Here is a 14,127-nt window from a genome sequence, read left to right on the forward strand (position 1 = left end):
AGCCCCCTGCGGCGCGCGCGGGGGGGTTCCTACTTCCGGGGTGTTGGGGCCCCGCGGGGGGGGGGGGGGGGGGGGTGGGGGCGGGGGGGGGGGGGGGTGGGGGGGGGCCCCCCCCCCCCCCGCCCCCCCCCCCCGCTCCCACAACAGCCGGCTTAGTGCCCGCCCGTGCCGCCGGAGGCGAACGGCGGTTTCGCGAACCAGATGGCGACCATGGCCATCACGAACAGCAGGCCGAAGAGCCAGAACACGTCGTTCGCGGCGAGGGTCGCGGCCTGCATGTCGACGATGCGGTTGAGGGCGGCGTTCGCCGTCGGTCCCTGCGCGCCGAACATCTGCAGCTTGTCCAGGTATTCCTGCGTGGTACGGTCGCCGGCCACCACGTGCTCGGAGAGCACCGCGTGGTGGTAGGTCGTCCGGTGCGAGTACATGGTGGTACTCACGGCCGTGGCGATACTGCCGGCCAACGTTCGGAAGAAGTTCGACAGGCCCGAGGCGCTCGCCACCTGCTCATCAGGAATGCCCGCCAGGATGATCTGGTTCACCGGCACGAAGAACAGCGCCACGCCCGCGCCCATCATCATGCGCGGTAGCGCGAGCTCGTGATAGGGCGCCGACGTGTTGAGGTTCGCCATCCAGAACGAGGCCGCCGCGAAAATCGCGAAGCCCACGGTATTGAGCACGCGCAGGTCGAAGCGGTTCTGGAAGGCGCCCACGAGCGGCGACATGAAGATCGCCAGGATGCCGATGGGGGCGACGACGAAGCCGGCCCAGGTGGCCGTGTAACCCAGGACCTCCTGCACCCACATCGGCATGACGACGGTGCCGCCGAAGAACGCGAACATGCCGAGTGACAGGCAGAGCACGCCGACGAAGAAATTCCGCTTGCCGAGCAACCGGAGCTCGACGACCGGGTTCTTGTGCATCAGCTCCCAGGCGATGAGGAAGGTCAGGCAGACCAGTGACACGATCGCCAGCGTGGTGATCGTGTTCGAGGTGAACCAGTCATCGTCGTTGCCGTTGTCGAGCATGAACTGCAGGCAGCCCACGCCCACGGCCAGCAGGAACAGGCCGATGGCATCGACCGGCATCTTGACCACCTTCGATTCACGATCCTTGAGGAGGGTGATGGTGATGATTACCGCGAAGATGCCGACCGGGATGTTGATGAAGAAGATCCACGACCAGTGGTAGTTGTCGGTGATCCAGCCGCCGAGGATCGGTCCGAATACCGGGGCCACGACCACCGTCATCGCCCATAGCGCCAGCGCGATGGGCCGCCGCGCGGGTGGATAGTTATTGAGCAGCAGGGTCTGCGATAGCGGCACCATCGGTCCCGACACGGCGCCCTGCAACAGGCGGAACACGATGAGCATGGGCATGCTCTGCGCGAGACCGCAGCAGGCGGAGAAGATCACGAACAACAGGACCGAAATCGTAAACGTGCGGACTTCACCAAAGCGCCGCGCGACCCAGCCGGTAAGCGGCTGCATGACCGCGCTGGCCATGGAGTAGGCACTGATCGCCATCGTGCCTTCGTTGCTGCTGACGCCCAGGTTGCCGGCGATCGTGCGTACGGAAACGTTGACGATGGAGATGTCGAGCACCTCCATGAAGGTCGCCAGTGCGACACCCGCGGTCAGCAGCGCCAGCTGGCCGCCGTGCAACGGCTCCCGCGCGCCGTTTCCGTTCCCGTTGCCCTTACCCGCCATCGCTCAGCGGCCGCTCTTGGCCGGCACCGGCGTCGGCAGCGCCACCGTGTTCTCCCTGATGATCGCCTCCGCATGCTCGTCCGCCTGTCCCATCTCCTGCTCGTAGACGTTCGTCGTCGCCAGCGGTTTGCTTCGCGGCGTATCCGCGAGTACCCGGCCATCGCGGTCGTGAGTATCCACGGTCACATAGGTGGAGAGGCCGACGCGCAGCGGATGCTTGCGCAGGTCTTCCGGGTCGATCGAGATGCGTACCGGCAGGCGCTGGACCACCTTGATCCAGTTGCCCGTGGCGTTTTCCGCAGGCAGCAGCGAGAAGGCGCTACCGGTTCCCGCGTTCAGGCCGACGACCTTGCCGTGGTACTCCATGTCGGAATACATGTCCGTCGTGATCTTCACTGGCTGGCCGATCCGGATGTTCTCGAGCTGGGTTTCCTTGAAGTTGCCGTCAACCCACAGGTCCTGCAGCGGCACCACGGTGAGCAGATCCTGCCCGGCCTGGATGCGCTGGCCGACCTGCACCTGGCGCCTTGCCGCATAGCCTTCGATAGGCGACACGATGGCATTGCGGCCGTTGTTGACCCACGCGTTGCGGAACTGCGAGCGCGCCTGGATCACGGCGGGGTAGTTTTCAACCGTGGTGCCATCGACCTGCGCATGCGCTGCGGCCGCCTCGCGTTCGGCCGCCTGCAACGCGGCATAGGCCTGCTGCATCTGCCGCTTGCCCGTGTCGACTTCCTCCGCCGACACCGCGCGCCGCTCGAGCAGCGGGTGGCGGCGGTTGTACTCGTCGCGCGCCTGTTCGTACTGGGCGCGACGCTGGGGAATCGCCGCATCGGCCTGGTTAGCCTGCTGGATCTTCGCCTGCGCCTCGCGCACGGCCTGGGCGAGCTGGCCTTCCGCATTCATGAGCGCAACGTTGGCATCGACGGGATCGAGCTTGATCAGGACCTGGCCTGCGTGCACGCGCTCGGTCTCTTCCACCGCGACTTCGACCACGGTGCCGCCGACGCGCGACGAGATGGTGACCATGTCGCCCTTCACGTAGGCGTCGTCGGTCTTCTCGCGCTGGGTGAAAACGAAGATGTAGAGCAACAGCCAGGCGAGACCGGCGAGGATGAACACCGCTGCGATCACCGAAAGGATGATCACCTTGCGGCGCTTTTTCTTCGGGTCCTCTTCGTCCTTGTCTTTCTTGTCTTCGTCCTTGCCGTCTTTGTCCTTGCCGTCCTTGTCGCTCTTCTCGTTCTTCCCGTCCTTATCGTCGCCGTCCTTCTCCTCGTCCTTGCCGGCGCTCTTTTTGCCGTCGTCGTCATCGTCCTTTCCGTCCCCGTCGCCCTTACCAGGCTCCGAGGCATCGCCGTACTTGTGCAGGTACTTGTAGCGATACTTGTACGGCAGCGGCTGCTGGGCGCCCTCGTCGTCGTCGCGCGGGATCTCGTTCTCGGTAGTCATCGCGTGGCTTCCTTCGCGGCGGGGCCGGCCGGCAGCGCGGGGAGATCATCGGCGTAGTAGCCGCCGCCCAGCGCATGGATCAGGGAGAGGTTGGCGGAGAGCATCTGGCTGGTGATCTGCAGGCGCGCATCACGCTGCTGATCCACCTGCATGTCGGCACGCAGCCAGTCGCGGTCGTCGATAAGGCCTTTCGAGCGGCGGTCGCCGGCCTTGCGCTGCTGGGCCACCGTCGCGTCGTACTGCCTGTCCTGCTGGGTTCGCCGCGCGTCGAGTGTCTGCAACGTCGCGATACCTTGCGCGACGTCACCCGCCGCCTGCACGACGGCACTGTCGAATTGCGCCACGGCGCTATCGAGCTGTGCCTGCGCGGTCTCCACCTGCGCGCGCAAGCGGCCGCCACTGAAGATGGGTAGCTGGATCGAAGGCCCGATGTTGGCGAGGCCGAGATCCGTGCGCGTACCGGAGCCCAGGTCGGGGTAGGTGCGCAGGAACGCACCGAGGCCCATCAGACTCACATCCGGGTAGTAGGCCTTGCGGGCCTGGTCGATGTTTTTTGAGGAAGCCTCGATCTGCCAGCGCGCGGCAGCGATGTCGGGTCGCCGCGCGAGGAGACCAAGGCGCGCATCCTGGGGAAGCTGGACATCCGGCGTGGGCAACGGCACCGGCTTGAGCTCGCCGAGGTCCGCCGGTGAAACCCCCGCGAGTGCGGCGAGCTGCACCCTGTCGAGCTGCGCCGCACCTTCCAGCTGGGCCACGGCACCGCGCTGCTGCGCGAGCTGCGCGTCGGCCTGGTCGAGGGCGGTCGGATCATCGAGGCCATGCTTCACGCGCAGTTCGACGAGCGAGCGGTAGTCGTCGGCGCTGCGCACGACGTGCCGCGCGATATCCAGCCGGGCCTGCTGTGCCTGCCAGTCGAGATAGGTGTTCACCACGTTGTACTGCAGGGACGTCGCGGCGGACGCACGCTCGGCCTCGGCGGCGCGCGCCTGGCCCACGGCGGCGGCCACGGCATCCTTCTGCTTGCCCCACAGGTCCAGGTCCCAGGTGGCCAGCGCGCCCGCGGCACCGCTGTTGCTCCAGCTATGCCCGGGGCTGAGCTCGAAGCCCTGCGCCGTGCCGCCCGTAGCGCCAGGCGCCTGGCCGGTCACCGTGACGTCGCTGTAGCCATGGTTGCCGGAGAGCAGGCCGCGCACCTGTGGGTTCAACTCGGCCCTCGCCGAATCGACCGCACGCAGCGCGGCGCGGTAGCGCGCTTCGGCCTGCTCGAGGTTGGGCGAACCGCGCATGGCGAGGTCGACCACGCGATTCAGCTGCACGTCATCGTAACGGCGCCACCAGGCCGCATCGGGCCAGCCTGCCTGGCCGGTGGGCGTGCCGGCGAGCGGTACTTCCTCGCGCGGCGTGAACGCCGGTGGCCGCACCGCGGGGGCGCACGCGCTGAGGCAGAGAACGCCGGAGAGCAAGGCGGCAGGCAGTCCGCCGGCCCGGCGGCGCGGCGTGGGGCATGGCGCCATGGCAGGTCCGTGTGGAAGTTTTTACGAACGAGCGGACGCAAGAAGGCCCTCCCGTGACGCGGTCGAAAATATCAGCGCCCCGCGTGGGCACGGCGTGACGGCAGTCATGTAGGTCGGGCTAAGCTATGCCGCCGTCCCATCTGGAATCAAAGCCACGTGAACGATCTGATCAGCGCCATCCTCCTCGGCATCGTCGAAGGAATCACCGAATTCCTGCCCATCTCGAGCACTGGCCACCTGCTCATCGCCGAACGCTGGCTTGGCGCACGTTCCGACCTCTTCAACGTGGCCATCCAGGCCGGCGCGATCCTCGCGGTCACGTTCATCTACTGGCGCACGCTGTGGAGCTTCGTGCAGAACTGGCGCCGCCCGGAGACGCGCGATTACATCGCCAAGCTCGCCGTGGCGTTCCTGATCACCGCGGTGCTCGGCCTTATCGCCACCAAGATGGGCTTCAAGCTGCCCGAGACGATCACCCCGATCGCGTGGGCGCTGATCATCGGCGGTATCTGGATGATCGGTGCGGAACAGGTCGCGGCGAAGCGGCCCGACCAGGTGAAGATCACCTGGCGCGTCGCGATCCTCGTGGGCCTGGCGCAGATGGTGGCGGGTATTTTCCCCGGTACCTCGCGCTCGGCGGCCACCATCTTCGTCGCCATGCTCGCCGGCACCAGCAACCGCGCGGCGGCTACGGAGTTCGCCTTCCTCGTCGGCATCCCCACCATGTACGCCGCGACCGGCTATGAGCTGCTGAAGACGTACCAGCACGGCGGCGCGGCCGGCGAGGACTGGACCGGCCTGGGTGTCGCCTTCGTCGTCTCCACCATCGTCGCCTTCATCGCGGTGAAGTGGCTTCTCGGTTACATCCGTTCGCACCGCTTCACGCCCTTCGCCATCTACCGCATCGCGCTCGGCATCGCCCTGCTGCTGTTCCTGCCGTCCGGCGTCTGATCCGGCCTGACCCGTGGCGCGCGTTCGCCTCCTCGATCTCACCATCGATCTCGACCGCCAGCTCGTCGAACGCGCTGGCGGCCGGCTCGATGTCACGGGCCTCAGCTTCCGCCTGCTGGCCTGCCTGGTCGAGCGTGGCGACCGCGTCGTTACGTTCGATGAGCTGATCGAAGCGGTGTGGGCGCCCGCCGTGGTGAACGAGGAGACGATCACGCAGCGGGTGCGATTGCTGCGCCAGGCCCTCGGCGATGATGCCCGTGCACCGCGCTACATCCGCACCGTACGTAGCCGCGGCTACCAGCTTGGCGCGCCGGTGATCCCCGACCTCATCGAGCCGGGGCGCCGGCGTCTTGCGGTGTGGCCCGCTTTGGCAGCCGTGGGCATCCTCGCGGTCACCGCGCTGGGCGCGAGCTTCCTGGCGCGCGAGCAGAAGCCGGCACCGAGCGCCGAGCAGCAGATCCTGGAACGCGCGCATTGGTACGCGAGCATGGGTCAGCGCGACAACAACGAGCGCGCGCTGGCCTTGTACGACCGCGCGTTGCACGAAGCGCCCGATGACGTGGAGGCGCTTTCCGGCGCCAGCCGCACGCGCGCCGCACGCACCTGCCTTTACAACGGTGGCCTCGACGACGCGCGCGCCGCGTTGCGTATCGCGGGGCGTGCCGTGTCCGTCGGGCCCGAAAGCGCGCGCGCGTGGGCGACGCTGGGCTATGCGCGGGATTGCCTCGGCGATATCGGCGGCGCGATTTCCGCGTACGAAGCCGCGGTGCGGCTGGATCCCGAGGATGACGCCACGCGCTCGTCCGCCGCGTATCTCTACCAGGAGCAGGGCCGGCTCGCCGACGCCCTGCACGCCAACCTCGACATGCACGGCGATCCGGCGCGCGTGCGTTACCGCGAGGTGCAGCTCGCGCGCGAGTACGAGCTGCTCGGCTTCGTGACCCAGGCGGGCCAGCGCTACAAGCAGGTCTTCGAACTGGCCCCGGATAACGTCTTTGGCAACATGGGCTGGCCAGCCTACCTGTTCGCGCACGGGCGCTTCGACGAAGCCCGTGCCGCACTCGCCGAGGCACGGCAACGCGACACCGCGCGGCCGGAACTGGCGCAGCTCGACGGCGAACTGGCGCTCCGACGTGGCGACAAGGCCGCGGCTGCAAACGCCTTCGCGGAAGCACATACCATGCGTCCCGATGCCTCGCTCCCGGCATCGTTGGCATTGCTCTATGCCGACCCGGCGCTCACCGGCGAGCCGCTGCAAGAACGCATCGCGGCGACGCGGAAGGCGCTGGCCGACGACCCGTGGCCGGCCAGCCGCTTCGAGCTGGCCTGGCTGCTGCAGGCCGCAGGAGACCGCCGTGGCGCAGTCGCCGCGCTGGATGATGCGGTGGCGATGGGTTGGCGCGACGCAGGCTACCTCCGCGCTTCGCCACTATTCGCCCCCATCGCCGCGGATCCGGGATTCCAGGCCGTGATCGAGAGCATCGAGCGACGCACGCGCGCCGAGCGGGAGCGCGTGCTGGATGCATCATGGTGTCCCGCCGACCTGCCCTGCCACGAATCCCGCCAACGCGACCAGCCGCGGTGACACACCGCCTTGCGATTTGTGGGAGTGAGCTTGCGAGCGATGGGGTGTGCGGAAGAGCATCGTTCGCAAGCTCACTCCCACAAGATCCTTTTCCACAAGGTCATCCCCATGGCAAGTCAGCGCCTGGGTAGTGCCTTGAGCACCACGTCGCGGAACAACCCCTGCGACTGGGGATGCGCGATGCGTTCGTTGTAGGCCTGGCTGGTGATGACCGCCACGACGCCGCGCGATGGCACGACGAACACGTAGTTCCCGCCGTTGCCGCTCATCGCCCACACCGGCGTATCCACGCCATCGATGGGGAAGTGGAAGCGCCACCACTGGTAGCCGTATTCCGCGTCATCGCGCGCCTGGGCGTGCACGGTAAGCATCGCGGCGACCCATGCCGCCGGTAATACCTGGCGGCCCTGCCACTGGCCACCATCGAGGGCGAGCTGACCGAACTTCGCGAGGTCGCGCGCGCGGTAGCGGGTGCCGCCACCACCCATGCCGATGCCTTCGCTCGAGACATTCCAGTGTGAATCGGTGATGCCCAGCGGCGTTTCGAGCGCCTCGCGGGCAAAGCTCGCCAGGGGCTTCTTCACCGCCCGCTCGACCACTGCGCCGGCCACGAAGGAGCCCGCCGTGCAGTAGGCGAACGTGCGCCCATACGGGGAATCCGCCGGCCGCTTCACCCACGGCGCATACCCGCGCACCGGCAGGTTCAGCGCGAAATCGAGCCAGCGCTCCGACACGTACATCCGCTCCTCGTTGCCGGCGGAGAACTCGTTGTCGTCGTCGCATTCCCAGATCGAGCTCATGGTGAGCAGGTCTTCGAGGGTGATGCCCGACCGCCGTGTATCCACGCGGGCAAGCTTCACCTCCGGGAAGAAGGCGTACACCGGTGCGTGGACATCGCGGATGGCACCGCGCTGGATCGCCGCACCCACCAGCATGGCGGTGACGCTCTTCGTCGCCGAGCGGACGTCATTCAGGGCGTCGGCCGAGCCGCCGTTGAAATAGCCCTCGTAAACCAGCCGGCCGCGGTCGGCGACGACCACGCTGGTGATCTTCTTGTAGGTACCGTCGGCCATCTTCGCCGGGAGGCTATCGAGGGTCGCGGTGTCCCAGCCCAGCGTGGCCGCGCTGGCGACGGGCCAGCCATCAGGGCCTTGGGTGGGCGGTGCGTAGGCGGCGGCCAGGGCGGCCGGGGCGGTGAAGGCGAGCAGGAGGCAGGCAAGGCGCTGGCGCATGGAGGAGGCTCCGTATCAAGGGAGCCCCCAGTCCAGCGCCAGGCCGAATGAAATGCCTGAAATACGAATGAAGATTTATGAATCCGAGCGTATTCAGGCCACTGCGGCGATCGCCGGCGCCACCGCCTTCTTCTTGCGCACCGCTTCCAGGGCGGCCTGCTGCTGTTCGACCAGGCGGCACTGAGGGTCGCTGGTGCGCTGGAACAGCTCGCTGGTCCACTCGATGAACGCCTGCACGCGGGCCGAGAGGTGGCGCTTCTGCGGGTAGACGATCCACAGGTTCGAGCCGGTGGAGATCGTGTCGGTCATGATGATTTCGAGCATGCCCTTCGAAAGGGCACACGCGGCCAGGCAATGCGGCGCCTGGATGATGCCGAGGCCGGCGATCGCCGCCTGGATCACCGATTCGCCGTCGTTGATCATCATGTGCGCATCGACATCCACGGACACCCGACCGCCCGGCGAATCGAACTGCCACTGCGAGGGCTTGCCGGTGGCCGGGTGCACGAAGTTCACCGCGCGGTGGCTCTTCAGGTCCTCGATGGACCTGGGCATGCCATGCCGCGCCAGGTAGGCGGGGGAAGCACAGAGCACGTTGCTGAAATGGCCGATCTTGCGGGCGATCAGGCTGGAATCGGCCAGCTCGCCCATGCGGATCGCGCAATCGAAGCCTTCCTCGTTCAGGTCGAACGGGTAGTCGCACATGGTCAGTTCGAGCCGGATATCCGGATAACGCTGCTCGAATTCGACCAGGTTGGGGATGAGCGCCGCACGGCCGACTGAGGTGGAAGCGGCCACGCGCAACTTGCCCGCTGGCTTCGTCTTGGCATACCCGAGCGCTTCGGTCGCCTCGGTCAGGTCAGCAAGGATCTCCTTGCATCGTGCGTAGAACGCACTGCCATCGTCGGTCAAACGCAGCGAACGCGTCGACCTGAAGAACAACCTGGCACCCAGGCTTTCTTCCAGCCGGGAGATGGCCCGGCTCACCCCTGACGGGGTCATTTCCAGATGGGTCGCCGCGGCGGAAAAGCTCTTCGCCTCCACGACCCGCACGAACACGCTGATAGCGGAAAAGTCTTCCATCGCCAGCTCCGGTTGCAAGGGGATTAGTGACTCAGCGTCACAGCCGGAATGATTGTAGACCCATTTTTCGCTTGACGCGCAAGACCTAGGTTACGCCTCCTGACACGGACCGACTTGACCTCAACCAAAGTTGAGGTCGGATCCTGCGCCGCCCCGAACCCTTTCGGCTCCCCTACACACACTCATCGGATTCCCCTCCATGAAGAAGAAAATCCTGTTCGGTTCGTCCGCCCTGGCCGTCGCCATCGCGTCCGCCATCTGGCTGGGCTCGCCCGCCAGCACCCACGCCGCCGAGCCGCCGCACGCCATGCCCACCCCCGAGGTGACCGTGGCCCAGGTGCTGCTCCGCCCGGTCAGTGACAGCAACACGTTCACCGGCCGGATCCAGGCCGTCGACAGCATCCAGATCCGTCCGCGCGTGAACGGCTACGTCGATTCGGTGCACTTCCGCGAAGGCGCGGCGGTGAAGAAGGGCGACCTGCTCTTCACCATCGACCCGCGTCCGTACCGCGCCGAAGCCGACCGCCTCGCCGCGAACCTGGCCCAGGCTAAGGCCGAAGCGAAGAACGCCGACGCCAACGCCGCCCGCGGCAGCAAGCTGGTGCAGCAGCACGCCGTCTCGCAGGAAGAGGCCGACCGCCTCGATACCGCCGCCGCCAGCGCGAAGGCGCAGGTCGCCTCGGTGCAGGCCGCGCTCGACAACGCGCGCCTCAATCTCTCGTTCACCGAGGTGCGTGCACCGGTCGACGGCAAGGTCAGCAACGCGCAGATCACCGCCGGCAACCTGGTCACCCCGAGCGATACGCTCACCAGCGTCGTCACCACCGACCCGATGTACGTGTACTTCGATGTCGATGAGCAGAGCTTCCTGAAGCTCGACCGCCTGCGCCGCCAGAACGGCCACGCCCCGGAAGTCGACATGGGCCTCGCCGACGAGCAGGGCTACCCGCACATTGGCAAGATCGATTTCATCGACAACCAGGTGAAGGCCGGCGCCGGCACGATCCGCCTCCGCGCCGTGTTCCCCAACGCGGATGGCGCGTTCACGCCCGGCCTGTTCGCCCGCGTGGAACTGCGTAGCGGCGCCGCCCAGCCGCGCGCCCTCATCGACGACAAGGCCGTCGGCACCGATCTCGGCAACAAGTTCGTCTACGTCGTCGGCAAGGACAAGAAGGTCGAATACCGCCGCGTCTCCACCGGTGCGCTCGTCGATGGCCTGCGCGTCGTCGATAGCGGCCTGAACGCCGATGACGTCGTGATCGTGAACGGCCTGCAGCACGTGCGCCCCGGCGTGGAAGTGAACGCCAAGCGCGTGGCCATGGCCTCCCTGGTACCCGATAGCGCGCGCAACGTCGCCAGCCGCCCGGCCGGCGTCGATAGCGTCGCGCAGGCGAAGGACTGATCCTCCCATGAAAATCGCTCAATTCTTCGTAGAACGCCCGATCCTCGCGGGCGTGCTATCGGTGCTCTTCCTGATCGCGGGCAGTATCGCCGTGTTCAAGCTACCGATCAGCGAATACCCGGAAGTGGTGCCGCCCACCGTCGTGGTGAAGGCGACCTACCCGGGTGCCAACCCCAAGACCATCGCCGAAACCGTCGCCACGCCGCTGGAAGAACAGATCAACGGCGTGGAAGGCATGCTCTACACCTCCTCGCAGTCGACCAGCGATGGCGCGATGACGCTCACCGTCACCTTCGCCCTCGGCACCGACCTGGATAACGCCCAGGTGCAGGTGCAGAACCGCGTCGCCCAGGCGCAGCCGCGCCTGCCGGAGGAAGTGCAGCGCCTCGGCGTCACGACGACGAAGAGCTCGCCCGACCTGACCATGGTCGTGCATCTCACGTCGCCGGATAACCGTTACGACATGCTCTACCTATCGAACTATGCCCGCACGCGCATCAAGGACCAGCTCGCCCGCCTGGACGGCGTCGGCGACGTGCAGCTGTTCGGCGCCGGTGAGTACAGCATGCGCATCTGGATGAACCCGGAGCAGCTGGCCATCCGCAACCTCACCACCGGTGATGTCGTCAACACGATCCGCGAGCAGAACATCGAGGTCGCGGCCGGCGCGCTGAATGCACCCCCGGGCCCGAACAGCAACGCGTTCCAGGTGAACATCAACACGCGTGGCCGCCTGATCACCGAGGATGACTTCTCCAACATCATCGTTCGCAGCGACGGCGCCTCGGTCACCCACCTGCGCGATGTCGCGCGCGTGGAACTGGGCTCGAACAACTACGCGCTGCGCAGCCTCCTCAACAACAAGGAAGCCGTCGCGATCCCCATTTTCCAGCGCCCGGGCTCGAACGCCATCGCCATCTCGGATGAAGTGCGTTCGGAAATGGCGACGCTGAAGAAGGAGTTCCCGCAGGGCGTTGATTACTCCATCGTCTACGACCCCACCGTGTTCGTGCGCGGTTCGATCGAGGCCGTGGTGCACACGCTGTTCGAGGCGATCATCCTGGTCGTGCTCGTGGTGATCCTGTTCCTGCAGACGTGGCGCGCATCGATCATCCCGCTCGTGGCGGTGCCGGTCTCGCTGATCGGTACGTTCGCGATCATGTACATCGCGGGCTTCTCGCTGAACGCGCTATCGCTGTTCGGCCTCGTGCTCGCTATCGGTATCGTCGTCGACGATGCGATCGTGGTTGTGGAGAACGTGGAACGCCATATCGAGCACGGGCTCGATCCGAAGATGGCCACGCGCCAGGCCATGACCGAGGTCACCGGGCCCATCGTGGCCACGGCCCTCGTGCTGTGCGCCGTGTTCGTGCCCGCTGCCTTCATCAGCGGCCTCACTGGCCAGTTCTATCGCCAGTTCGCGCTGACGATCGCCATCTCCACCGTGATCTCGGCGTTCAATTCGCTGACGCTTTCCCCGGCCCTCGCCGCGATCCTGCTTAAGGGCCGTGACGAACCGAAGGACAGGCTCACCGTGTGGATGGACCGCAGCCTCGGCTGGCTGTTCCGCCCGTTCAACCGTACGTTCGAGAAGGCTGCGCACGGTTACGTCGGTGGCGTAAAGAAGATCCTGCGCTTCTCGGCCGTGGTGCTGGTGCTGTATGCCGGCCTCGTCGCCCTGGGCGTGTTCGGCTTCAGCAAGACCCCGACCGGCTTCGTGCCGACCCAGGACAAGCAGTACCTGGTGTCGTTCGCGCAGCTGCCCGACGCGGCATCGCTCGACCGTACCGAAGGCGTGATCCGCCGCATGGGCGATATCGCGCTGAAGGATCCGGGCGTCGAAAGCGCCGTACAGTTCCCGGGCCTGTCGATCAACGGCTTCACCAACAGCACCAACGCCGGCATCGTCTTCGTCACGCTCAAGCCGTTCGAGGAGCGCCGTTCGAAGGATCTCTCCGCCGAAGCGATCGCTGCCCGCCTCAACGGTCAGTTCGCCTCGATCCAGGATGCGTACATCGCGATCTTCCCGCCCCCGCCGGTGAATGGCCTGGGCACGATCGGCGGTTTCCGCATGCAGATCGAAGACCGCGGCGACATGGGCTTCGAGGAACTGTTCAAGCAGACCCAGGGCATCATCGCGCAGAGCCAGAAGACGCCCGAACTGGCCCACCTGTTCACCAGCTACCAGGTGAGCGTGCCGCAGTACGATGCGGATATCGATCGCGAGAAGGCGAAGTCGGAAGGCATCGACCTGGGTGACGTGTTCCAGACCATGGCGGCCTACCTCGGCTCACTGTACGTGAACGACTTCAACCGCTTCGGCCGCACGTACCAGGTGAACGTTTCCGCCGAGCCGGGCTTCCGCCACGAGCCGTCGGATGTCGCCAACCTGAAGACGCGCAACGCCGCGGGTGATCTCGTGCCGCTGGGCTCGTTCCTCACCGTGCGCCAGAGCAATGGCCCGGATCGCGTGCAGCACTACAACGGCTACCCCACCGCCGAGATCAACGGTGGCGCGGCACCGGGTTACAGCACCGGCCAGGCCCAGGCGGCGATGGAGAAGCTCGTCCAGTCGAACCTGCCGAACGGCATGACCTACGAGTGGACCGAGCTGACCTACCAGCAGATCCTCGCCGGCAACACGGCGGTGCTGGTGTTCCCGCTCTCCGTGCTGCTCGTGTTCCTGGTGCTGGCTTCGCTGTACGAAAGCCTGAGCCTGCCGCTGGCGGTGATCCTGATCGTGCCGATGGTGCTGCTCTCGGCGATCACCGGCGTGATCCTGACCGGCGGCGACAACAACATCTTCACCCAGATCGGCCTGATCGTGCTGGTGGGCCTGGCGTGCAAGAACGCGATCCTGATTGTCGAGTTCGCCCGCGAGGCCGAGATCGAAGGCATGAACCGCGTGGACGCCGTGCTGGAAGCGGCTCGCCTGCGACTGCGCCCGATCCTGATGACGTCGTTCGCCTTCATCATGGGCGTCGTCCCGCTGGTGACGTCGCACGGTGCCGGCGCGGAGATGCGCCACGCCATGGGTGTCGCCGTGTTCGCCGGCATGCTCGGCGTGACCTTCTTCGGCCTGATCTTCACCCCGCTCTTCTACGTGCTGATCCGCGCCTGGAATGAACGCTCCGAAGCGAAGCGTGCCGCTCGCCGCGAGCGCCGCCTCCTCGAACACGCGGCTCGTGAGGTCTGATCC

At 66.6% G+C, this 14,127-nt stretch carries 9 protein-coding genes; 4 read left to right on the forward strand and 5 right to left on the reverse strand.

Annotation, left to right across the window (positions count from 1 at the left end; genetic code table 11):
- Nucleotides 1–152 precede the first annotated feature (152 nt).
- The 3 genes from ACZ6YI_RS11735 to ACZ6YI_RS11745 are packed head-to-tail and all read right to left on the reverse strand — an operon-like array spanning nt 153 to nt 4,675.
- Nucleotides 153–1,709 (reverse strand): DHA2 family efflux MFS transporter permease subunit, encoded by a 1,557-nt coding sequence (locus ACZ6YI_RS11735; protein WP_465778818.1) that lies wholly within the window; start codon nt 1,707–1,709, stop codon nt 153–155.
- A gap of 3 nt (nt 1,710–1,712) precedes the next feature.
- On the reverse strand, nt 1,713–3,161 hold the full coding sequence (locus ACZ6YI_RS11740; RefSeq protein WP_465778819.1) for an EmrA/EmrK family multidrug efflux transporter periplasmic adaptor subunit: 1,449 nt from the start codon (nt 3,159–3,161) through the stop codon (nt 1,713–1,715).
- The gene (locus ACZ6YI_RS11745; RefSeq protein ID WP_465778820.1) at nt 3,158–4,675 is read right to left on the reverse strand and encodes an efflux transporter outer membrane subunit; all 1,518 of its coding nucleotides are present in this window, start codon (nt 4,673–4,675) and stop codon (nt 3,158–3,160) included. Before ACZ6YI_RS11745 ends, ACZ6YI_RS11740 begins: the two co-directional genes overlap by 4 nt.
- A 156-nt stretch (nt 4,676–4,831) precedes the next feature.
- Here ACZ6YI_RS11745 and ACZ6YI_RS11750 point away from each other — a divergent pair, with 156 nt between their 5' ends.
- On the forward strand, nt 4,832–5,626 hold the full coding sequence (locus ACZ6YI_RS11750) for an undecaprenyl-diphosphate phosphatase (RefSeq protein ID WP_465778821.1): 795 nt from the start codon (nt 4,832–4,834) through the stop codon (nt 5,624–5,626).
- A 13-nt stretch (nt 5,627–5,639) separates the two neighbouring features.
- Nucleotides 5,640–7,211 (forward strand): winged helix-turn-helix domain-containing protein, encoded by a 1,572-nt coding sequence (locus ACZ6YI_RS11755; RefSeq protein WP_465778822.1) that lies wholly within the window; start codon nt 5,640–5,642, stop codon nt 7,209–7,211.
- A gap of 116 nt (nt 7,212–7,327) precedes the next feature.
- On the opposite strand, the gene ACZ6YI_RS11760 is transcribed toward ACZ6YI_RS11755, so the two are convergent.
- Together ACZ6YI_RS11760 and ACZ6YI_RS11765 are read right to left on the reverse strand one after the other, a co-directional pair.
- Nucleotides 7,328–8,443, reverse strand: coding sequence for a serine hydrolase domain-containing protein (locus tag ACZ6YI_RS11760; RefSeq protein ID WP_465778823.1), 1,116 nt, complete (start codon nt 8,441–8,443; stop codon nt 7,328–7,330).
- A 93-nt stretch (nt 8,444–8,536) separates the two neighbouring features.
- On the reverse strand, nt 8,537–9,526 hold the full coding sequence (locus ACZ6YI_RS11765) for a LysR family transcriptional regulator (RefSeq protein ID WP_440323884.1): 990 nt from the start codon (nt 9,524–9,526) through the stop codon (nt 8,537–8,539).
- Between the two features lie 199 nt (nt 9,527–9,725).
- Between ACZ6YI_RS11765 and ACZ6YI_RS11770 the strand changes: the two genes are divergently transcribed.
- Both ACZ6YI_RS11770 and ACZ6YI_RS11775 read left to right on the forward strand, forming a co-directional pair.
- Nucleotides 9,726–10,928, forward strand: coding sequence for an efflux RND transporter periplasmic adaptor subunit (locus tag ACZ6YI_RS11770; protein WP_465778824.1), 1,203 nt, complete (start codon nt 9,726–9,728; stop codon nt 10,926–10,928).
- 7 nt (nt 10,929–10,935) lie between these two features.
- The gene (locus tag ACZ6YI_RS11775) at nt 10,936–14,124 is read left to right on the forward strand and encodes an efflux RND transporter permease subunit (RefSeq protein ID WP_465778825.1); all 3,189 of its coding nucleotides are present in this window, start codon (nt 10,936–10,938) and stop codon (nt 14,122–14,124) included.
- The last annotated feature ends 3 nt before the right edge of the window (nt 14,125–14,127 follow it).

It is taken from the genome of Luteibacter sp. NPDC104163, assembly GCF_055584245.1.

What these genes read in the sequence shown, in the direction of transcription:
- ACZ6YI_RS11775 (WP_465778825.1), top strand. Translation starts at nt 10,936, where the DNA reads ATGAAAATCGCTCAATTCTTCGTAGAACGCCCGATCCTCGCGGGCGTG.
- ACZ6YI_RS11735 (WP_465778818.1), bottom strand. Translation starts at nt 1,709, where the DNA reads ATGGCGGGTAAGGGCAACGGGAACGGAAACGGCGCGCGGGAGCCGTTG.
- ACZ6YI_RS11765 (WP_440323884.1), bottom strand. Translation starts at nt 9,526, where the DNA reads ATGGAAGACTTTTCCGCTATCAGCGTGTTCGTGCGGGTCGTGGAGGCG.
- ACZ6YI_RS11770 (WP_465778824.1), top strand. Translation starts at nt 9,726, where the DNA reads ATGAAGAAGAAAATCCTGTTCGGTTCGTCCGCCCTGGCCGTCGCCATC.
- ACZ6YI_RS11760 (WP_465778823.1), bottom strand. Translation starts at nt 8,443, where the DNA reads ATGCGCCAGCGCCTTGCCTGCCTCCTGCTCGCCTTCACCGCCCCGGCC.
- ACZ6YI_RS11745 (WP_465778820.1), bottom strand. Translation starts at nt 4,675, where the DNA reads ATGGCGCCATGCCCCACGCCGCGCCGCCGGGCCGGCGGACTGCCTGCC.
- ACZ6YI_RS11740 (WP_465778819.1), bottom strand. Translation starts at nt 3,161, where the DNA reads ATGACTACCGAGAACGAGATCCCGCGCGACGACGACGAGGGCGCCCAG.